21 protein-coding genes are annotated in these 18,935 nt (G+C 65.5%); 12 read left to right on the top strand and 9 right to left on the bottom strand.

All coding sequences use genetic code 11. The annotated features are described in order from the left end of the window. Positions 1–72: 72 nt before the first annotated feature. Positions 73–1,992: a molecular chaperone DnaK gene (gene dnaK, locus BZF59_RS07085; RefSeq protein ID WP_086607557.1), complete on the bottom strand. Its 1,920-nt coding sequence runs from the start codon at positions 1,990–1,992 to the stop codon at positions 73–75. A 169-nt stretch (positions 1,993–2,161) separates the two neighbouring features. Between dnaK and BZF59_RS07080 the strand changes: the two genes are divergently transcribed. Both BZF59_RS07080 and BZF59_RS07075 read left to right on the top strand, forming a co-directional pair. Further along, the gene (locus tag BZF59_RS07080; RefSeq protein WP_143738121.1) at positions 2,162–2,656 is read left to right on the top strand and encodes a copper chaperone PCu(A)C; all 495 of its coding nucleotides are present in this window, start codon (positions 2,162–2,164) and stop codon (positions 2,654–2,656) included. 95 nt (positions 2,657–2,751) lie between these two features. Next, a complete protein-coding gene (locus tag BZF59_RS07075; RefSeq protein ID WP_245806057.1) occupies positions 2,752–3,180 on the top strand; it encodes a vgr related protein in 429 nt (142 codons plus the stop codon). Here the strand turns inward: BZF59_RS07075 and BZF59_RS07070 are convergent. The 3 genes from BZF59_RS07070 to BZF59_RS07060 are packed head-to-tail and all read right to left on the bottom strand — an operon-like array spanning position 3,177 to position 5,511. Further along, positions 3,177–3,764 (bottom strand): nucleotide exchange factor GrpE, encoded by a 588-nt coding sequence (locus tag BZF59_RS07070; protein WP_425429563.1) that lies wholly within the window; start codon positions 3,762–3,764, stop codon positions 3,177–3,179. The two genes, BZF59_RS07075 and BZF59_RS07070, sit on opposite strands and share 4 nt — an antisense overlap. Continuing rightward, the gene (gene hrcA / locus BZF59_RS07065; protein WP_086607555.1) at positions 3,765–4,808 is read right to left on the bottom strand and encodes a heat-inducible transcriptional repressor HrcA; all 1,044 of its coding nucleotides are present in this window, start codon (positions 4,806–4,808) and stop codon (positions 3,765–3,767) included. 1 nt (position 4,809) lies between these two features. Further along, a complete protein-coding gene (locus BZF59_RS07060; RefSeq protein ID WP_086607554.1) occupies positions 4,810–5,511 on the bottom strand; it encodes a hypothetical protein in 702 nt (233 codons plus the stop codon). Between the two features lie 39 nt (positions 5,512–5,550). On the opposite strand from BZF59_RS07060, the gene rph reads away from it, so the two are divergent. Genes rph through rdgB form a run of 3 tightly spaced genes read left to right on the top strand, consistent with a single transcriptional unit; the run spans position 5,551 to position 7,402 of the window. Next, complete coding sequence (gene rph, locus BZF59_RS07055; protein WP_086607553.1) at positions 5,551–6,270, top strand: ribonuclease PH; 720 nt, start codon at positions 5,551–5,553, stop codon at positions 6,268–6,270. Further along, complete coding sequence (locus BZF59_RS07050) at positions 6,270–6,782, top strand: YcxB family protein (protein WP_086607552.1); 513 nt, start codon at positions 6,270–6,272, stop codon at positions 6,780–6,782. Before rph ends, BZF59_RS07050 begins: the two co-directional genes overlap by 1 nt. Further along, positions 6,779–7,402 (top strand): RdgB/HAM1 family non-canonical purine NTP pyrophosphatase, encoded by a 624-nt coding sequence (rdgB, locus tag BZF59_RS07045; protein WP_086607551.1) that lies wholly within the window; start codon positions 6,779–6,781, stop codon positions 7,400–7,402. The genes BZF59_RS07050 and rdgB overlap by 4 nt, the downstream gene beginning before the upstream one ends. Before the next feature lie 7 nt (positions 7,403–7,409). Here rdgB and BZF59_RS07040 read toward each other — a convergent pair whose 3' ends face one another. Beyond that, on the bottom strand, positions 7,410–7,964 hold the full coding sequence (locus tag BZF59_RS07040) for a CAP domain-containing protein (protein WP_086607550.1): 555 nt from the start codon (positions 7,962–7,964) through the stop codon (positions 7,410–7,412). 66 nt (positions 7,965–8,030) lie between these two features. On the opposite strand from BZF59_RS07040, the gene hemW reads away from it, so the two are divergent. Continuing rightward, complete coding sequence (gene hemW / locus BZF59_RS07035; protein ID WP_086607549.1) at positions 8,031–9,182, top strand: radical SAM family heme chaperone HemW; 1,152 nt, start codon at positions 8,031–8,033, stop codon at positions 9,180–9,182. After that, positions 9,179–10,069: a tyrosine recombinase XerC gene (locus tag BZF59_RS07030; RefSeq protein WP_086607548.1), complete on the top strand. Its 891-nt coding sequence runs from the start codon at positions 9,179–9,181 to the stop codon at positions 10,067–10,069. Before hemW ends, BZF59_RS07030 begins: the two co-directional genes overlap by 4 nt. Before the next feature lie 15 nt (positions 10,070–10,084). Here BZF59_RS07030 and BZF59_RS07025 read toward each other — a convergent pair whose 3' ends face one another. Genes BZF59_RS07025 through rsmI form a run of 4 tightly spaced genes read right to left on the bottom strand, consistent with a single transcriptional unit; the run spans position 10,085 to position 12,948 of the window. Then, on the bottom strand, positions 10,085–10,702 hold the full coding sequence (locus BZF59_RS07025) for a DedA family protein (protein ID WP_086607547.1): 618 nt from the start codon (positions 10,700–10,702) through the stop codon (positions 10,085–10,087). A gap of 39 nt (positions 10,703–10,741) precedes the next feature. Continuing rightward, positions 10,742–11,704: a glutathione synthase gene (gene gshB, locus BZF59_RS07020; RefSeq protein WP_086607546.1), complete on the bottom strand. Its 963-nt coding sequence runs from the start codon at positions 11,702–11,704 to the stop codon at positions 10,742–10,744. An 18-nt stretch (positions 11,705–11,722) separates the two neighbouring features. Continuing rightward, complete coding sequence (locus BZF59_RS07015; protein WP_086607545.1) at positions 11,723–12,100, bottom strand: YraN family protein; 378 nt, start codon at positions 12,098–12,100, stop codon at positions 11,723–11,725. Next, positions 12,097–12,948: a 16S rRNA (cytidine(1402)-2'-O)-methyltransferase gene (gene rsmI / locus BZF59_RS07010; protein WP_086607544.1), complete on the bottom strand. Its 852-nt coding sequence runs from the start codon at positions 12,946–12,948 to the stop codon at positions 12,097–12,099. Before rsmI ends, BZF59_RS07015 begins: the two co-directional genes overlap by 4 nt. A 47-nt stretch (positions 12,949–12,995) precedes the next feature. Here rsmI and BZF59_RS07005 point away from each other — a divergent pair, with 47 nt between their 5' ends. From BZF59_RS07005 to BZF59_RS06985, 5 genes are all read left to right on the top strand, one after another. Further along, positions 12,996–14,204: a penicillin-binding protein activator gene (locus BZF59_RS07005; RefSeq protein ID WP_086607543.1), complete on the top strand. Its 1,209-nt coding sequence runs from the start codon at positions 12,996–12,998 to the stop codon at positions 14,202–14,204. A gap of 57 nt (positions 14,205–14,261) precedes the next feature. Then, positions 14,262–16,262 (top strand): DNA topoisomerase IV subunit B, encoded by a 2,001-nt coding sequence (gene parE / locus BZF59_RS07000; RefSeq protein WP_086607542.1) that lies wholly within the window; start codon positions 14,262–14,264, stop codon positions 16,260–16,262. Continuing rightward, positions 16,255–16,623, top strand: a complete 369-nt coding sequence (locus tag BZF59_RS06995; RefSeq protein ID WP_086607541.1) for a hypothetical protein — start codon at positions 16,255–16,257, stop codon at positions 16,621–16,623. Before parE ends, BZF59_RS06995 begins: the two co-directional genes overlap by 8 nt. Before the next feature lie 23 nt (positions 16,624–16,646). After that, positions 16,647–17,945, top strand: a complete 1,299-nt coding sequence (locus BZF59_RS06990) for a serine hydrolase (protein WP_158094288.1) — start codon at positions 16,647–16,649, stop codon at positions 17,943–17,945. Between the two features lie 81 nt (positions 17,946–18,026). Further along, positions 18,027–18,887 (top strand): AAA family ATPase, encoded by an 861-nt coding sequence (locus tag BZF59_RS06985; protein ID WP_086607539.1) that lies wholly within the window; start codon positions 18,027–18,029, stop codon positions 18,885–18,887. The last annotated feature ends 48 nt before the right edge of the window (positions 18,888–18,935 follow it).

Genomic DNA, 18,935 nt, shown 5'->3' with positions numbered 1-18,935 from the left:
TGGCCAACCGCAGCCGATGCGCCGGAACCAGGAACCGGTCGCATCGGCTGCGAATTGGATTGCATCGGGGCCTTAGCCCTTCTTGTCTTCGTCGACCTCGGAGAATTCGGCGTCGACGACCTCTTCTTCCGGCGCCGCTTCGGCAGCAGCCGCTTCGCCCTCGGGCCCGGCGGCCTGCTGGGCTTCATAGATCTGCTGACCCATCTTCATCGCCGATTGCGTCAACGCCTGCGCCTTGGCGCCGATGTCATCGGCATCGCCGCCTTCAAGCGCGGTCTTGACCGCTGCGATGGCTTCCTCGACCTCGGTCTTGGTGGCCGCGTCGATCTTGGAGCCATGCTCTTCGAGCTGCTTTTCGGTCGCGTGGACGAGGCTGTCGGCCTGGTTGCGCGCTTCTGCGGCAGCCCGGCGCTTCTTGTCCTCTTCAGCGAACTTTTCGGCATCCTTGACCATTTGGTCGATGTCGTTGTCCGACAAGCCGCCCGAGGCCTGGATCTTGATCGTCTGCTCCTTGCCGGTGCCCTTGTCCTTCGCCGCGACCGACACGATGCCGTTAGCGTCGATATCGAAGGTCACTTCGATCTGCGGCACACCTCGCGGAGCGGGCGGAATCCCGATCAGGTCGAAATTGCCGAGCAGCTTGTTGTCCGCCGCCATCTCGCGTTCGCCCTGATAGACCTTGATCGTCACCGCGTTCTGATTGTCTTCGGCGGTCGAGTAGGTCTGGGTCTTCTTGGTCGGGATGGTGGTGTTGCGGTCGATCATGCGAGTGAACACGCCGCCCAGCGTCTCGATGCCGAGCGAAAGCGGGGTCACGTCGAGCAGCAGGACGTCCTTGACGTCGCCCTGCAACACGCCCGCCTGAATGGCCGCGCCCATGGCGACGACTTCATCGGGGTTCACGCCGGTATGCGGCTTGGCACCGAAGAACTGCTCCACCACTTCACGCACGCGGGGCATACGGGTCATACCGCCAACGAGAATGACCTCGTCGACCTGATCCTTCGAGATGCCCGCGTCCTTCAGCGCCTTCTTGCACGGATCGAGCGTGCGCTGGATCAGCCCGTCGACCATCTTTTCGAGGTCGGCGCGGGTGATCGTCTCCACGAGGTGCAGCGGAGTGGTGCTGCCACCTTCCATGCGCGCGGTAATGAAGGGCAGGTTGATTTCGGTGGTGGCAGCACTCGAAAGCTCGATCTTGGCCTTTTCGGCGGCTTCCTTGAGGCGCTGAAGCGCGAGCTTGTCGGTCTTCAGGTCCATGCCTTCCTTCTTCTTGAAGGAATCGGCCAGGAACTCGACGATCGCGTTGTCGAAGTCTTCACCGCCGAGGAAGGTGTCGCCGTTGGTCGACTTCACTTCGAACACGCCGTCACCGATCTCAAGGATCGAGACGTCGAAGGTGCCGCCGCCAAGGTCATAGACGGCGATGGTCTTGCCGTCTTCCTTGTCCATGCCATAGGCGAGCGCGGCCGCAGTCGGCTCGTTGATGATGCGCAGCACTTCAAGACCGGCGATCTGGCCGGCATCCTTGGTCGCCTGACGCTGGGCGTCGTTGAAATAGGCGGGCACGGTGATGACGGCCTGCGTCACGGTTTCGCCGAGATAGCTCTCGGCGGTTTCCTTCATCTTCTGGAGGATGAAGGCGGAAATCTGCGAGGGGCTGTAGTCTTCCCCGCCCGCGTTCACCCAGGCATCGCCGTTCTTGCCCTTGGTGATCTTGTAGGGGACGAGCTCCATGTCCTTCTTGGTCAGCGGGTCTTCGAACCGGCGACCGATCAGGCGCTTGATCGCGAACAGGGTGTTGTCGGGGTTGGTCACCGCCTGACGCTTGGCCGGCTGCCCGATCAGGCGCTGGCCATCCTTGGTGAAGGCGACGATCGAGGGCGTGGTGCGCGCGCCTTCCGAATTTTCGATGACCTTGGGCTTGCCGCCGTCCATGACAGCGACGCAGGAATTGGTGGTGCCGAGGTCGATACCGATAACTTTAGCCATTTTTACCCCATCCATCTGGACAATTGTTGGACACCGCGAGGGGCGCTCCCCCGAACCGGGCAGAGCGCTTTGGCGGCTCGATTGTGAGCGCGATATAGGTGTGGTTTTGCTTGGCACAAGAGACGCGGCCCCCTAGTTTTGCGGCCATTCCACAAGGGAGACATTCAGAGTGAACACGATCCGACACGCCGCTGCGGCGATTGTTCTGTCCGCAGGTGCCATGGCTTTGGCCGGCTGCTCCGACGCGGCCGAGGCACCCCCGGCAGGCGAGACGACCGCTGCGGCAGCGGGGAGCCTGACCGTCAGCAATGCGCGCGTGGTGATGGCGCCGGTGGCGGGCAATCCCGCCGCGGTCTATTTCGATCTTTCCTACGCGGGCGAGACGCCGGTAACCCTCACCGAAGTGACGGTCGAAGGCGCAGGGATAACGATGATCCACGACTATGCCGAAAGCGCGGGCAAGATGGAGATGACGATGGCGGACGACGTACCGCTCGCCAAGGATGCGCCGGTGAGCTTTGCGCCGGGCGGGCTGCACGTCATGGCGATGCAGCCTTCCGATGCGCTGAAGGCGGGGGGCACCGCGAAGGTGACGCTGACCCTGTCGGACGGCACTGCGGCCACGGTCGACGCGCCGGTCAAGGCCGCCGGGGACGAGCGCTGAAGCCTTCGCCAACCGGACCGCAGGATATCGCCGCCGCCTGCCCGGTCGGCGGGGAACGGCCCCTGACGCCGGGCGAGATCGCACTCGCGGCCTCAGTGTTCGGCGATGCGATCGACTATGCGCCGGTGCGGATAAAGCGGCGCAAGTTTTTTCCCCTGCATCCGCGACGCGTAACCATGGCGCCGATGGGGCACCTGCATTTTCACCCTGACGCGCACCACTATTGCGACGATTTCGCCGCAGCATCGCTATCGCTGCAAGCCCATTTCATTCACGAAATGGTGCACGTCTGGCAGGCCCAGACGCGCGGGCGCTGGTATCTGGTGATGCGCCGCCATCCATGGTGTCGGTACGATTATGCTCTGAAACCGGGCTGGCCGCTGGAACGCTACGGGATCGAACAGCAGGCCGAGATCGTGAAGCACGCCTTTCTGATGCGTAACGGGGCGCGTGTTGCGGGCGCGCCTTCGCTCGCCGCTTATGAAGCGATCCTGCCTTTTTCGGGCCTGCCTTTTCGGGCTTAGTCCGGCTTCTTCGCCACCGCTACCATCGCGGCGCGCAGCAGGCGTTCCTTGATCATCCACCCGGCCTGCATTTCCGAGACCACCGTGCCCGGCTCGTGATCCGTGGTCGGCACTTCCAGCATCGCCTGATGCTGGTTGGGGTCGAGCGGCAGGCCGACCGCGGCGATGCGGGTGATGCCGTGGCTGGCGAAGACCTTTTCCAGCTCGCGCTGGGTGGCTTCGAGACCAACCACGAGGCCCTTCATGCTGTCGTCACCGCGCAAGGCTTCGGGGATCGCCTGCACCGCGCGGGCGAGGTTGTCGGCCACGCTCAGGATATCGCGCGCAAAGCCGGTCGCGGCATAAGCGCGCGCTTCGTCCTTCTCGCGCTCGAGGCGGCGGCGCACGTTCTGCGTTTCGGCCTGCGCGTAGAGCACCTCCTGCTTGGCGGTCTCCAGATCGCGGCGCAGCGATTCGAGCGCCTCGGCGATATTGTCATCCGTATCGCCGCCCTCGCGCAGATGCTCGGGCACGCCCTTCAATTCGTCTTCAACCGCCTGATCCAGCGGCTTTTCATTCTCGGTCATGTCGGTTTGGCTTTCCATTCAAGCGATGAGCTTGCCCAGCGAACGGGCGGTCAAATCCACCATGGGGACTACGCGGGCGTAATTCAACCGGGTCGGGCCGATCACGCCAAGCACGCCGACCACCCTTCCCTCGCGGTCGCGATAGGGTGAGGCGATCACGCTGGATCCCGAAAGCGCGAAGAGGCGGTTCTCGCTGCCGATGAAGATGCGGGTCGCATCGGCCTCGCGCGCGGTGTCGAGCAGTTCGGCGACCGATTGCTTGTTTTCGAGGTCTTCGAGCAGCATCCGCACCCGCTCGATATCGCCGAGCGCTGCCTCGTCGAGCAGGTTGGCCGCGCCGCGCACGATCAGCACGGGGCGCGCGGCGGCATCCTCGCTCCACACCGCCAGCCCGCGTTCGACCAGATCGCGGCTTGCATCGTCGAGCTGCGACTTGCCCGCGTTGATTTCGGATCGCATCGCCAGCGCGGCCTCCGCCAGCGTGCGACCGGCAAGACGCGCGGTGATATAGTTCGATGCCCGATCAAGCGCGCCGGGGCTGAGCGCACCGCCAATGGTGAGGATGCGGTTCTCGACCCCGCCATCCTCTCCCACCAGCACCGCGAGCGCCCTACCCTGCCCGAGATCAACCAGATTGAACTGCGCCAGACGCTGTTCGCGCGGGGCGACCAGCACCATGCCCGCCGCGCCCGAGAGGTCGGAGAGGATCGCCGAGGCCTGCTTGATCGCCGCCTCGACCGGCCCCGCTTCGGCGAGCCGCGCCTCGATCGCCGCCTGTTGCTGCGCCGTGGGCTCGGCGACGCGCATCATCCCGTCGACGAAGATGCGCAGGCCCGCATCGGTCGGCATCCGCCCGGCGCTGGTATGCGGCGCGGCGAGCAGGCCTGCCATTTCCAGATCGGCCAGAACCGACCGGATCGAAGCAGGCGAGAGGTTGAGCGTGCCGTCCGACGCCAGCGTCTTGGAGCCGACCGGCTGACCGCTCTCGATATAACCCTCGACCACGCGCCGAAAAATCTCGCGCGCGCGCTCGGTCAGTTCGGTGACGGGGAGCGAGGTCATCTCATGTGCCCTCCCTGCTCTCTGTATACATGTCCCCTGTGAAACCTGCTGCCTCGAAGCCCTTTTTATGCGCCTCGTAGAGAGCATCCCTTGCCCGTGACGAGGCGATGGAAGCGCACGAAGGATCGAACATCACCGCCTGATTGGCGCGCTCGCGCAGATCGAATTGGATGCTGACCGATCCGGCATCATAGATCATTCCCGTACAGCTTATGACGGGAGCAGCCAGAAAGGTCTGTGGGTCGGAAAGATCAGCGCCCTCCGGCAGCTTCTCGGGCACGCGGTTGTAACGCGTGAACTGCGAAAGGCTGCCGAGCAGTTCTCTGGCGAGCGCCGGATCATTCCCGCGTGCGATCTCGCGTGTCTTGAATCCCATCTCGTCGGTCGGTTCGAGCACAGCGATGGTCCCGTCCGACTCGATCCTGACCTGCCGCGAAGGTTCGAAACCCCAGCCACTCGTGAAACCGATGGTGATCGAAACAAGATCCGAATCGGGAGCAACCACTTGCCAGGGGTCGCACGCGGCATCGCTGTCGATGAAGTGGGCGTAACCCTCGCCCAGCAAGTCCCAGTGAAAGGTGCCATCGGGCGCCCGTGCGCATTCGTCCGTGGCAACGTCGTAGGCGAAGCCCGCTGTCGTCCCGCCGATCGCCACAAACGCAATTGCTCCGACGATGAATTTGGCTTTGCTCACGGGCAGCATGGTAGCTAGGGCCGGGGCTCATTCCAAGTGGAGACAAGCATGCGCCCTTCAGGACGCGCGCCCGATGAAATGCGCGCCATCACGATCGAGACCGGTTTCACCAAGCATGCGGAAGGATCGTGCCTGATCGGCTTCGGCGACACCAAGGTGCTATGCACCGCGAGCGTCGAAAAGGGCGTGCCGCCGTGGCTGCGCGGCAAGGGCGAAGGCTGGGTGACGGGGGAGTATTCGATGCTCCCGCGCGCCACCCACACCCGGGGGCAGCGCGAGGCAGCCAAGGGCAAGCAATCGGGTCGCACGCAGGAAATTCAGCGGCTCATCGGGCGTTCCTTACGCGCCGTGGTCGATCTCCAGAAGCTCGGCGAGCGGCAAATCACATTGGATTGCGACGTGATCCAGGCCGACGGAGGAACGCGCACGGCAGCAATCTCGGGCGCGTGGATCGCGCTGCGTCTGGCGATCAATGGCCTGATGGCATCGGGCGATATCAAGCACGATCCGATTGCGGCGCAGGTCGCGGGCATTTCCTGCGGCATCTTCAAGGGCACTCCGGTGCTCGACCTCGACTACGACGAGGATTCGAACGCCGAAGCCGATGGTAATTTCGTGCTGCTCTCGGGCGGCAAGATCGCCGAGGTGCAGGCCACCGCCGAGGGAGCGACCTATGACGAGGAAGCGCTGCTGCGCCTGCTGCGCCTCGCCCGCATCGGCTGCGACAGGATCTTTGCGGCGCAGTTGGATGCCACCGGAGCGCGGTGATGGAGCCGGTTGCCTATCGCATCAGTGAGGCCGATCACATCACGCTCATGCGGATGTTCCAAAAGCGCGCATTGCCTCGCTTCGCGATGTTCATGGCAATAGTGGTTGCTCTGGTCTTTGTGGTCGCAGTGCCTTTGGGCCTGCCAGAAGCTGGTTATTCGGCAGCGGTCACCGCCCTTGTCATTGTGCCCACTTTTGCGCTCTTCGCACGCTATGTGACCATCCCGCGAAAGGCTGCCCGAGCATTTCGCGACTATGCCCTGATCCGTGAGGAGATGACCCTGTCCCTGACGGGCGAGGGGTTTGCGATCACTCAGGCCTCTGGGCATGTCGCGATGGCTTGGAGTGATGTGCTCATGTGGGATGAAAACGACCGAATTCTGGCCATCCATCCCACGGGAGAACTGGCCTATATCCTGCCGAAACAGGCCATCGGGCGGGACCGGGTGGACTTCATCCGGCAGCACTTGGTCGATTACGGACTCTCCAGCAAAGGCAAGCGTCGCAAATGAGAAAGCTTGGCTCCGGCAGCCTTGTGATCGCCACGCACAATGCGGGCAAGCTCAAGGAAATCAGCGCACTGCTCGACCCCTATGGGGTGAAGTGCATCTCTGCCGGATCGCTCGGCCTGCCGGAGCCTGCCGAGACCGGCACCACCTTCGCGCAGAACGCGCTGATCAAGGCGCGCGCGGCGGCGGAGGCTTCGGGGTTGGCGGCGCTGGCGGACGACAGCGGACTCAGCGTCGCGGCGCTCGGTGGGCGGCCCGGTGTTTACACCGCCGACTGGGCCGAGCGGCAATGGTTCGAAGGGCCTCCGGGCCGCGACTGGTATATGGCGATGGGCAAGGTCGAGGGGGTGCTCGCCGAGCTGGGGCCTGATGTTGACCGCGCGGCGGCGTTCCATTGCGTTCTGGCGTTGGCGTGGCCCGATGGAGACTATGCGGTCTACGAGGGACGCTGCGACGGCAGCCTCACCTGGCCGCCGCGCGGGACGCTGGGGTTCGGCTATGATCCGGTGTTCGTGCCGACCGGCGCCGCGCAGACCTTCGCCGAGATCGCACCCGAGGCAAAGCACGCGATCAGCCACCGCGCCGATGCCTTTGCGAAGCTGGTTGCGGCGCAATTCGGCTGAGGATCGCTCAGCGCCGCGCCAACCTGCCCCCCGGATCGAGGACGGTGCCCATCCGGTTGCCAGCGGGCCAATAGCGGCACACCAGCACCTCGTTGCGGGCATTGACCGCTGTGGCGCAGCCGACTTCCTGCGTTTCGGGCCAGATGATCTGGGTGTAGTGCCCGACATCGCTCCAGCGCCCGGTGGTCGAGACATCGGGGAAGGTGCCCGGGCGGAACATACGCTTTTCGTCGATGAACAATTCGATCATCTGCGAAGGCGCATAGGTCGCCCGCGTGCCTTGCCAGAGGTTCTCCCCCTGTCCCATGGCGATGAGATCGGGATGGTGCCGGAAGACCCCGCGCGCAGCGAGCTGTTCGGCCCAATCCTGCGCATCGCGCATCAGCGCGTGATTCCAGCGCAGCTTGCCGAGCCCGACCTCGGCGCGCGCATCATTATGGCGCGCGAGCCATTCCTGCTCGGCAGGATAAAGCGGACGCGGATCTTGCGGGGAGCCTTGCGGCACGGCAGGCGCGGCTGTCATAAGCAGTGCGGCAGCGGTCAGCCGGGCCAGGCGGAACATCGAACGGGAAGTGCGCATGAAGCTTGTCTATGCACCAGTGGTTAAGCGGGGCTGAAGAGGCGATCCGTGGCGCGTGCGCTCTACATTCATTGGCCCTTCTGCGCGAAGAAATGCCCCTATTGCGACTTCAACTCGCATGTCCGCGCGGGCGTGGATGTTGCAGGGTGGCAGGCCGCGCTGATCGCCGACATGCGCGCCGAGGCTGCGGTGGCTGGCGGCGAGACGCTGACATCGATCTTCTTCGGCGGCGGCACGCCCTCGCTGATGCCCCCCGCCCTCGTCGCCGCGCTGCTGGCCGAGGCGGAAGCCTTGTGGGGCTTCGATCCCGGTATCGAGATAACGCTCGAGGCCAATCCTTCGTCGGTCGAGGCGGCGAATTTCGCGGCGCTCGCAAGCGCAGGGATCAACCGGGTGTCGCTGGGTGTGCAATCGCTCGACGATGCGGAGCTCGCGTTCCTCGGGCGCTTGCACGGCGCCGACGAGGCACTCGCCGGGCTGGCGACCGCGCAGGCGCATTTCGCACGCGTCAGTTTCGACATGATCTACGCCCTGCCCGGCCATACGCCAGAGCTGTGGGAGCAGCGTCTGACCCGCGCGCTGGGCTTCGGCACGGGGCATATGTCGCTCTACCAGCTGACGATCGAGCCGGGGACGCGCTTTGCCAGCGACGTGCGCCGGGGGCGGCTTGTTCCGCTCGATGACGATGCGGCGGCCGAATTGTTCGACATCACGCAGGCGCTCACCGGAGCTGCGGGCCTTCCCGCCTACGAAACCAGCAACCATGCGCGCCCCGGCGAGGAAAGCCGCCACAACCTCGTCTATTGGCGTTATCAGGATTACGCCGGGATCGGCCCTGGCGCGCATGGACGGCGTGGCGGCGTGGCGACGGTGCGGCACAAGAAGCCCGAGAACTTCCTCGCCGCCGTCGCGCGGCAGGGCGACGGCATCGTCGAGGCGCGCGCCTTGACCGTGCCCGAGCAGGCGACCGAGGCACTGCTGATGGGACTGCGACTGACGGAAGGTATCGACCTCGCTGCATTGTCCGCCCGCTTCACCCTCCCGCGAGCCGGTCTGGTCGACGAGGAAGCGCTTCAACGCTTCGCAAATCTCGGGATGATGTGGGCACAAGGCACGCGGATCGGCGTCGCTCCACAAGGGCGCGGGGTGCTCGACGCGCTGCTCGGCGAGGTGGTGGCCGACACGCTGGTGGCGGCGTGAGCGGCGCCGACCTGCTCGAAGCGTGGCGCGCACATCTCGCCGACAACCGCCGCCGCTCGCCCCACACGGTGCGGGCCTATGTCGCGGCAGCCGCGCGGTTGGTGGCGGCGCGCGAGTGCGAGGACTGGGCGGGCGCAGCGCGGATAGAGGCACATCACCTGCGCGCGCATCTCGCGCAGCGCCGCGCCGAGGGTCTCGGCAACGCCAGCACCGCGCGCGAATTATCGGCGCTCAAGGCCTTTATCGCCTTCGCGCGCGCGCAATCGGGCGACCCCGATCCTGCCGCGCCGCGGCTGCGCGGGCCCCGGATCAAGAAGGGCCTCCCCCGCCCCGTCACCCCGGACGAGGCGGTGAACCTCACCGAGCTAGTCGATGGCCTTGCCGCCGACGATTGGATCGGCGCGCGCGATCGGGCGGTGCTGCTGCTGATGTATGGATCGGGCCTGCGGATTGCTGAGGCGCTCTCGCTTACGGGCCGTGATGCGGCGATGGGCGAGGTGCTGCAAGTGACCGGCAAGGGCGGCAAGCAGCGCGTCGTGCCGGTGCTGCCAATCACGCGCGCGGCCGTGGCGGAATATGCCAGGGTGTGCCCCTTCCCCCTGCCCGCCACAGAACCGCTGTTCCGGGGCGCGAAGGGCGGGCCGCTGTCGCCGGGGATGGTGCAGCGCGCGATGGCGCAGGCGCGGCGCGCGCTCGGACTGCCCGACACGGCGACGCCCCATGCGCTGCGGCACTCTTTTGCCACCCACCTGCTGAGCGCCGGAGCCGATCTCAGAAGCTTGCAGGAATTGCTCGGCCACGCGTCATTGGGCTCGACCCAGATCTACACCCGCGTCGATGCGGCGAGCCTGCTCGACAATTACCGCAAGGCGCATCCCAGAGGCTGAGGCGCGCGGGCGAACTTACTCGCCGTTTTCGTGCGCCTTGACCGGCTTCCACGTCACCACCCGGTAGATGTAGAACGCCACCCCAGCGAGCACAAAGGCGACCACGCCGTAGCCAGCGACTGTCTCAAACCGCTCGATCAGCGGTTCCAGCGCCTTGCCGCCGAAGATCAGAATTGCGTTCCAGATCCCCGAGCCGAGAAAGGTAAACAGGCAGAACCGCCACAGCTTCATGTGCGCAAGCCCCGCCGGCAGCGATACGATGGTGCGCAGGATCGGCGAGAATCGCAGCGCGAAGACGATCCCGTCGCCATATTTGCGGAAGATGTTCCGCGCCTTGGTGAACTCGTCCCATTCGAAGGTCAGCCAGCGGCCCCAACGGTCGATGATGCGCTTGAGCTGTTCCTCGCTCCAGCGCACGCCGATCCAGTACCAGAACAGATTGCCCGCCACCGTGCCCAGCGTGGCGACGACCCAGACCGTGCCGAAGGTCATCTGGCCCTTGGCAACGAGCACCCCCGCCCCGCCCATGATCACCTCCGACGGGATCGGCGGAAACACGTTTTCGGCCATCATCAGCAGGAAGATGCCGAGGTATCCGCCCTTGTCGAGCAGTTCGAGCAGAAAGTCGGTCATGAGAAGTCGAGCTGTCCGTTGTGAAGAGGCGGGTCAGGATTAAGCGCTGCGTTCGGCAAGGCGCCGTTCGATCGCGTCCCAGATCATCCCCGCCGTATCAGTGTTGTTGAAACGGTCAATCGCCACGATGCCGGTGGGCGAAGTCACGTTGATCTCGGTCAGCCATTTACCGCCGATCACGTCGATGCCAACGAAGGTCAGGCCGAGCCGTTTCAGATCCGGGCCGAGCGCCGCGCAGATTTCCTGTTCGCGCTGGCTAAGATCGGTCGCCTGTGCGGAGCCGCCCATGGCGAGGTTGCTGCGGAACTCGCCCTCGCCCGGAATGCGGTTGATCGCGCCTGCGACCTCGCCGTCGATCAGCACGATGCGCTTGTCGCCCTGCGCGACCTCGGGAAGGAAGGGCTGGACCATGTGCGGTTCGGGCCAGGCCTGATTGAACACCTCAAACAGCGCGGTGAGGTTTTCGCCATTCTCGCCGATGCGGAAGATCGCCTTGCCGCCATTGCCGTGGATCGGCTTCACCACGATCGCGCCATGCTTGGCCATGAAGCGGCGCACCTCGTCGACCGAGCGTGTCACCAGCGTCGGCGGCATGAATTGGCGATAGTTCAGCACCATGACCTTTTCAGGGGAATTGCGGACATTGGCCGGGTCGTTGACCACCAGCGTCTCGTGCCCGATCCGCTCCAGCATGTGGGTGGCGGTGATGTAGCCCATGTGGAACGGCGGATCCTGCCGCATCAGCACCACATCGACGTCCTTGCCGAGATCGAGCCGCATCTGCTCCCCGCGGGTGAAGTGATCGCCTTCGACGCGCTGCACCTTCACCGGGAAGGCGTGAGCGAAGAGGCGGTCATCCTCGTCCAGCGTCAGGCTTTCGACGTGGTATTCGTACACAGTGTAGCCCCGCGCCTGCGCCGCCAGCATCAGCGCGAAAGAGCTGTCCCCGGCGATGTTGATCCGGTCGAGGGGGTCCATCTGGACGGCGATGCGCAAGGTCATTGATTAAGCTCCGAGGGATCAGCCGAAAGGCATCCAGGCGTTTTCGATGTGGGTCGGCTTGGTGCCGGGCGCAAGCAGGATGACGTCGATGCGGATATCCTCGCCTTGGCTCGCATAGTCCTGCCACACAATCTCGACCGCCGCGGCGACGCGCGCGAGACGGCGTTCGTCTATCGCGTCGGCAAGGCTCGCCGCGCGGGCGCGCCATTTGACTTCGACGAAGGCGACGAGGCCCGTGCGCTTGGCGATCAGGTCGATCTCGCCCGCCTTGGTCTTCACCCGCTCGGCAACGATCCGCCACCCGGCTTGGGCGAGGAACATCGCCGCCTCGGCCTCACCCTGACGGCCGCGGCTGTCGGCATCGCGGCGCTGTTCGGAGGTCCGGGCGCCGGTCATCCGCCTTTCAGCTCCAGCGCGCGAGCATAGAGCGCCGCGCGGTCGATGCCGGTCTCCTTGGCGACGATCCCCGCTGCTTTGCCCGGCCCTGCCTCGGCCAGCGCCGCGCGCAGCAGGGCGTCGGTGTCGTGCACCGGAGCCTCGTCCTCGCCCGGCGGGCCGATCAGCAACACGATCTCGCCCTTGGGAGGATGCGCGGCGTAATGTTTAGCGAGCGCCGCCGCGGTGCCCGTGCGACATTCCTCGTGCAACTTGGTCAGCTCGCGGGCGACCGCGACCTCGCGGGTCGGCCACAGCTCGGCAATGGCCAGCAAGGAGCGTTCGAGCCGCGGTGCGGTTTCGTAGAACACCAGCGTTCCGGCGACGTCGGCGAGCCCCTCCAGCATCTCGCGCCGGGCCTTGTCCTTGACCGGCAAGAAGCCTGCAAACAGGAAGCGGTCACTCGGCAATCCCGCCATTGCCAAGGCCGAAACGGCGGCGCAGGGCCCCGGAATGCTGGTGACGGTGATGCCCGCCGCGCGCGCCTCGCGAACCAGACGATAGCCCGGATCGGAGATCAGCGGCGTGCCCGCATCGCTCACCAGCACGACCGCCGCCTGCCTCGCTTCGTCGATCACTCGCGCGCGCACTTCCGGCGGGGCGTGATCGTCGAGCCGCTGGAGCCGCGCCTTGATCCCGTAGAGATTCAGCAGCTTACCCGTTACCCGCGTATCCTCGCAGGCGATCAGCGCGGCACCTTGCAACACAGCGAGCGCGCGCAGCGTTATGTCGCCAAGATTGCCAATCGGGGTCGCAACGATATACAGCCCGGCTATGGGTTCCCACGCGGGAAGGGTTGGAAGCGCCATCGGTCTCACAGGCCTGTCCATGGCGCACGGCTGAGGGGTCGGCAAGAATGAAGCTTTGGAATCGGACGAATTGGGCCGCATGGCTGGCGGCAGCGGCACGGCAGATACGCGGGCGCCATCTGGCGCTGGCAGGTGCGGCGCTGATGACCGGGGCCTGCGCGGTGATCCCCAAGAGCGACGCGCCCACCAGCGCACCTCCGCCCGGCCCTGCGCCCGAGCCTTCGGCCACCGCATTGCCGACCGACAGGAACCGCCACCGCATCGCGCTGCTGGTACCGATGAGCGGGGATACCGGCCCGGTCGGACAGGCGATCGCCAACGCCACCACCATGGCACTGCTCGATACCGGCGCAGAGAACCTGCGCATCACCACCTATGATACCTCCGCCGGGATCGGCGGGGCGGCACAGAAGGCGATTGCCGATGGCAACAAGCTGATCCTCGGCCCCCTCAGCGCCGATGCCGTGCCCGCCGTGCAGGCCGCCGCGCGCCCCGCAGGCGTGCCGGTGATCGCCTTCGTCAATGATCCCGCCGTCGCCGGGCCCGATGTCTTCGTGATCGGCCATATGCCCGAACAATCGATCCGCCGCGCGGTTGCTTTCGCACGCGGACGCGGCGCAGCGCGCTTTGGCGTCCTCGTGCCTGAGGGCGACTACGGCACCCGCGCCTATTCCGCGCTCGAAAATGCGCTCGCTGATTACGGCGGATCGCTGGTGCGGCGCGAGAATTACGCGCGGGGCAACACTTCGATCGTCAGCGCTGCCGGGCGGATGCGGAGCGCAGGCGGGTTCGACACCGTGCTGATCGCGGACAGCGCGCGGCTCGGGCTCGATGCGGCAGCGGAGTTGCAGCGCGGCCTGCGCAAACGCACCCGCATCCTCGGCACCGAGCTGTGGAGCGGCGAGGCGTCCCTCACCCGCGCCCCGGCGATGGAGGGCGCGCTGTTCGCCGCCGTGTCGGACCAGCGCTTCAGCCGCTTTGCCGACAGCTACACCGCCCGCTTCGGCGCGCAGCCCTACCGCGTTGCGACGCTGGGCTATGACGCCGTGCTGCTGACCCTGCGCGTCGCGCGCGACTGGAAGGTCGGCACGCCCTTCCCCAAGGCCGAGCTTTACGACAAGGGCGGCTTCCTCGGGGTCGACGGGGCCTTTCGCTTCGGTCGCAATGGCGTGATCGAGCGGGCGCTCGAAGTGCGCGAGATCAAGGGCGGCGCGGTCAATCCGGTCGACCCTGCACCGACCGGCTTCGGGAAGTGAGTAAAAGCACCGGGGGTGGCTTGTGAGGCTGCGCGGCGCGGGCCTATAGTCCGCGGTATGTCCGATCCCACCTCCGACGATCTCTTCGCCAACACCCCGACATCGAGCGGGGACTACAATGCCTCCGCCATCGAAGTGCTCGAAGGGCTGGAGCCCGTCCGCCGCCGCCCCGGCATGTATATCGGCGGCACGGATGACCGCGCCTATCACCACCTCGCCGCCGAAGTGCTCGACAATGCGATGGACGAAGCCGTCGCGGGCCATGCGACGCGGATCGAAGTGCGGCTCGACGAAGGCAACCGCCTGAGCATCGCCGACAATGGCCGCGGTATCCCGGTCGACGAGCATCCCAAGTTCCCGGGCAAGTCGACGCTTGAGGTGATCCTCTCGACGCTGCACTCGGGCGGGAAGTTCTCAGGGAAAGCCTATGCCACCAGCGGCGGTCTGCACGGCGTGGGGATCAGCGTCGTCAATGCGCTCTCCAGCCACACCCGGGTTGAGGTCGCGCGCGACAAACAGCTCTATGCGCAGGAGTTTGCGCGCGGGGCGACGCTGGGGGCGATCCAGAGCCTCGGCGCGACGCCCAACCGGCGCGGCACCACGGTCAGCTTCACCCCCGACCCCGAGATATTCGGCGAGCGCAGCTTCAACCCCAAGCGCCTGTTCAAGCTGGCGCGCTCGAAGGCCTATCTGTTCGCAGGCGTCGAGATCCGCTGGAAATGCGCGCCCTTGCTCGCCAGCGAAGAGGTGCCCGCCGAGGCCGTGTTCAAGTTCCCCGGCGGCCTCGCCGATCACCTCGCCGAACAGATCGGCGGGCGTGAATGCGTGACAGCCCAGCCCTTTGCCGGATCGCAGGATTTCCCCGAGATCGACGGCGTGGGTCAAGGCCGGGTCGAGTGGGCGATTGCCTGGCCGCTCTATTCGGACGGAGCGACCAGCTGGTACTGCAACACCGTTCCCACCCCCGATGGCGGCACGCATGAACAGGGCCTTCGCAGCGCCCTGACCCGTGGCCTCAGGGCTTTCGGCGAGCTGGTCGGCGCCAAGAAGGCCAAGGACATCACCGCCGATGACGTCATGACCGGCGGCGAGGTGATGCTCTCAGTCTTCATCCGTGATCCGCAGTTCCAGTCGCAGACCAAGGACCGCCTGACCTCGCCTGAGGCCGCGCGACTGGTCGAGAACGCGGTGCGCGACCACTTCGACCACTTCCTCACCGACAATATGGAGCGCGGCAAGGCGCTGCTCGGCGAGGTGATGGAGCGCATGGACGAGCGTCTGAAGCGCAAGCAAGAACGCGAGATCAAGCGCAAGACCGCGACGAACGCCAAGAAGCTGCGCCTGCCCGGCAAGCTCACCGACTGCAGCGGCGAAGGCGGGCGCGAGACCGAATTGTTCATCGTCGAAGGCGATTCGGCAGGCGGCAGCGCCAAGCAGGCGCGGGATCGCAAATCGCAGGCGATCCTGCCGATCCGCGGCAAGATCCTCAACGTCGCCAGCGCCACCGCAGACAAGATCCGCGCCAACAGCGAAATCGCCGACCTCGCGCTGGCACTCGGCTGCGGCACCCGAAAGGACTGCAACGCCGACAATCTGCGCTATGACCGCATCATCATCATGACCGACGCGGATGTCGACGGCGCGCATATCGCGACGCTCTTGATGACTTTTTTCTTTCAGGAAATGCCCGATCTCGTGAAGCGGGGGCACCTGTTCCTCGCTCAGCCTCCGCTCTACCGCCTGACCGCAGGCAAGGAGAGCCGCTATGCCCGCGACGACGCCCACCGGGCCGAGCTGGAAGCGACGGTGTTCAAGGGCAAGAAGGTCGAAGTCAGCCGGTTCAAGGGCCTCGGCGAAATGAACCCGCAGCAATTGCGCGAGACGACCATGGCGCCCGAAACGCGCGGTCTGATCCGCATCACCCTGCCGCAGGAATTCGAGGACCGGGCGGGCGTTGCGCGTCTGGTGGACGAGCTGATGGGCCGCAACCCGGAACACCGTTTCAACTTCATCCAGAACCGCGCGGGCGAGATCGACCGCGATCTGATCGATGCCTGACAACGAGTATCCCAACCCCCGCGAGGAGGACATCTACGCGGGCGAGCGCCGCATCTCGCGTCCCGACAGCGCCTTGCCCGATTGGCACATCCCCGATGCCAGCTACCGCCCGATTCCGATCGCGTGGTTTGCTGCTGCCTTCCTGATGCAGATGGTGATTCTTACGGTGTTGTTCCTGATGCTGCTGGGGCAATCGGGGTGGGTCACGATCATCATCTGCGGGCTCGCCACGCTGGCTCTGGGGGTGTGGACATGGGAGCGCGGAATGCGCGCGGCAGGAAGCGGATGGCAGATCGCCACCGTGCTGATGCTCGCGGCGCAATTCGCGCTCGTGTGCCTCGGCGCCGCGCCGCGGCTTTAGCAGCGAATAGGGAGATTGTGCCGATGAAGTGGTTTGCGTGCCTTGGTCTAATGGCGCTGGCGGTGCCGCCGCAGGCGTTGGCGCAGATGCCTGAAGCACGGGACACCGTCGCAAAGACGGCGCTGGAACAACGCGCGGATCAGATCGTGGCCCTGCTAAACGGCACGGTGCAGCCGGAGACGATTTTCACCGACGGCTTCCGCGCCGCGGTCGCCGATGCGCAGGTCAAGGCGCTGGCGGCGGGACTAACCGGCCAGTTCGGCCCGGCGATCGAGGTGGCGCTGCTCGCCCCGCCCGAGGGCACCCGCGCAGTGCTGCATATCCGGTTCGAGCGCGGTCTCGCCAAGGGCAGCCTCGCGATCGACCCGGCGCAAGACAACCGGATCAGCGAATTGCTGTTCACCTCGGTCGATGCCGTCGCGGTCGAAGGCGACAGCGCCGAGGCGATCGCGGCAGAACTCGCCGCCCTGCCCGGCAGCGTCAATGCATGGTTCGCGCCGCTGGGTGGCGGCACGCCGCTGATCAGCCGCAACGCCGATACGCGCCTCGCGCTGGGTTCCACCTTCAAGCTCTATGTCCTCGCCGCGCTGGCCGAGGACGTGAAGGCAGGCCGCCGCAAGTGGACCGACGTCGTGGCGCTGACCGAGAAGAGCTATCCCAGCGGGCAGCTCCAGAACTGGCCCAAGGGCGCGCCGGTGACGCTTCACACGCTCGCGAGCCTGATGATCTCGATCAGCGACAACACTGCCACCGACCAGCTGATCAAGGAGCTGGGTCAGGATCGCCTGCAAAAGCTGATGCGCGACAGCGGGCACAGCGATCCAGCGGCTAACGATCCCTTCCTGACGACCCGCCAGCTATTCATGCTCAAGGCGGGTGACGCTGAGACGCTGGCCGACTGGCGCAGCGGCGATGCGGGCAAGCGGGCGATCATCGACGTCGTTCAGACCGCCAGCGAAAGCCCCACGCTGGACGTCATCAACGCCGCATTCGCCAATGGTCCCAAGGCGCTCGACATCGAGTGGTTTGCCTCGCCCGCCGACCTCGCCAAACTGTTCGCGTATATGCGCCGCACCGCCGACCCCAAGGTGTTCGAAATCATGGCGATCAACCCGGCGACCACCGGCATGGTCAAGGACAAGTGGCGTTACATCGGCTTCAAGGGCGGGAGCGAGCCGGGGGTGATCAACCTTACGTGGTTGCTTACCGACCAGACCGGGCGCGACTGGGTGCTCACGCTGGGGTGGAACAACCCGGCGGCAGTGGTGGACGAGGGCAAGCTGGAAGGCATCGCCCAGCGGATTCTGCTATTGCCTCGCTGATTTGGGAGTACCCCTCCCCCTTGCGCAGCGCCGAGCGCGCCCTTATCGCTGAGCGCGAAATTCAGTCTCACAGGAAAACCCATGACCGAGCAGCAGCAGCGTTTCGAAGGCACGAAGTCCTATATCGCCACCGAAGACCTCAAGGTTGCCGTCAACGCTGCCGTGACGCTGCGCCGCCCGCTGCTGGTGAAGGGTGAGCCCGGCACCGGCAAGACCGTGCTGGCGCATGAAATCTCCAAGGCGCTGAACGCCCCGCTGATCGAGTGGAACATCAAGTCCACCACCAAGGCACATCAGGGCCTCTACGAATATGACGCCGTGGCGCGCCTGCGTGACGGGCAGCTGGGCGAAGAGCGCGTCCACGACATCCGCAACTACATCAAAAAGGGCAAGCTGTGGGAGGCCTTCACCGCGCCGCAGCTTCCCGTGCTGCTCATCGACGAGATCGACAAGGCCGATATCGAGTTCCCGAACGACCTGTTGCAGGAGCTCGATCGCATGAGCTTCGACGTCTACGAAACGCAGGAGCGGATCGAGGCCAAGGAGCGCCCGATCGTCGTCATCACATCAAACAACGAGAAGGAGCTGCCCGACGCTTTCCTGCGCCGCTGTTTCTTCCACTACATCAAGTTCCCCGACCGCGAGACGATGCAAGACATCATCGACGTCCACTTCCCCGGCATCCAGAAGACGCTGGTGAAGAAGGCGATGGATATCTTCTACGACCTGCGCGAAGTGCCGGGCCTGAAGAAGAAGCCCTCGACGAGCGAGTTGCTCGACTGGCTCAAGCTGTTGCTCAACGAGGACATGCCGCTGGACGTCCTGCAAAGCGCCAACCCCGCCAGCGCGATCCCTCCGCTGCATGGTGCGCTGCTCAAGAACGAACAGGACATCATGCTGTTCGAACGGCTCGCCTTCATGGCCCGGCGCAATCCGAGCTGAGGAAAAGGTCCGAAACGGGCAACGGATCAGGCTTGTGACCGGGCGTTT

It is taken from the genome of Erythrobacter donghaensis (genome assembly GCF_002155425.1).
GTDB lineage: Bacteria > Pseudomonadota > Alphaproteobacteria > Sphingomonadales > Sphingomonadaceae > Erythrobacter > Erythrobacter donghaensis.
The sequence above is the reverse complement of the archived record's forward strand: the minus strand, read 5'-3'. Positions and strand labels throughout refer to the sequence as shown.

What these genes read in the sequence shown, in the direction of transcription:
- BZF59_RS07040 (WP_086607550.1), bottom strand. Translation starts at nt 7,964, where the DNA reads ATGTTCCGCCTGGCCCGGCTGACCGCTGCCGCACTGCTTATGACAGCC.
- rdgB (WP_086607551.1), top strand. Translation starts at nt 6,779, where the DNA reads ATGAGAAAGCTTGGCTCCGGCAGCCTTGTGATCGCCACGCACAATGCG.
- parE (WP_086607542.1), top strand. Translation starts at nt 14,262, where the DNA reads ATGTCCGATCCCACCTCCGACGATCTCTTCGCCAACACCCCGACATCG.
- dnaK (WP_086607557.1), bottom strand. Translation starts at nt 1,992, where the DNA reads ATGGCTAAAGTTATCGGTATCGACCTCGGCACCACCAATTCCTGCGTC.
- hrcA (WP_086607555.1), bottom strand. Translation starts at nt 4,808, where the DNA reads ATGACCTCGCTCCCCGTCACCGAACTGACCGAGCGCGCGCGCGAGATT.
- BZF59_RS07025 (WP_086607547.1), bottom strand. Translation starts at nt 10,702, where the DNA reads ATGACCGACTTTCTGCTCGAACTGCTCGACAAGGGCGGATACCTCGGC.
- BZF59_RS07005 (WP_086607543.1), top strand. Translation starts at nt 12,996, where the DNA reads ATGAAGCTTTGGAATCGGACGAATTGGGCCGCATGGCTGGCGGCAGCG.
- BZF59_RS07070 (WP_425429563.1), bottom strand. Translation starts at nt 3,764, where the DNA reads ATGGAAAGCCAAACCGACATGACCGAGAATGAAAAGCCGCTGGATCAG.
- BZF59_RS06985 (WP_086607539.1), top strand. Translation starts at nt 18,027, where the DNA reads ATGACCGAGCAGCAGCAGCGTTTCGAAGGCACGAAGTCCTATATCGCC.
- rsmI (WP_086607544.1), bottom strand. Translation starts at nt 12,948, where the DNA reads ATGGCGCTTCCAACCCTTCCCGCGTGGGAACCCATAGCCGGGCTGTAT.
- BZF59_RS07050 (WP_086607552.1), top strand. Translation starts at nt 6,270, where the DNA reads ATGGAGCCGGTTGCCTATCGCATCAGTGAGGCCGATCACATCACGCTC.
- BZF59_RS07060 (WP_086607554.1), bottom strand. Translation starts at nt 5,511, where the DNA reads ATGCTGCCCGTGAGCAAAGCCAAATTCATCGTCGGAGCAATTGCGTTT.
- rph (WP_086607553.1), top strand. Translation starts at nt 5,551, where the DNA reads ATGCGCCCTTCAGGACGCGCGCCCGATGAAATGCGCGCCATCACGATC.
- gshB (WP_086607546.1), bottom strand. Translation starts at nt 11,704, where the DNA reads ATGACCTTGCGCATCGCCGTCCAGATGGACCCCCTCGACCGGATCAAC.
- BZF59_RS07015 (WP_086607545.1), bottom strand. Translation starts at nt 12,100, where the DNA reads ATGACCGGCGCCCGGACCTCCGAACAGCGCCGCGATGCCGACAGCCGC.
- BZF59_RS06990 (WP_158094288.1), top strand. Translation starts at nt 16,647, where the DNA reads ATGAAGTGGTTTGCGTGCCTTGGTCTAATGGCGCTGGCGGTGCCGCCG.
- BZF59_RS06995 (WP_086607541.1), top strand. Translation starts at nt 16,255, where the DNA reads ATGCCTGACAACGAGTATCCCAACCCCCGCGAGGAGGACATCTACGCG.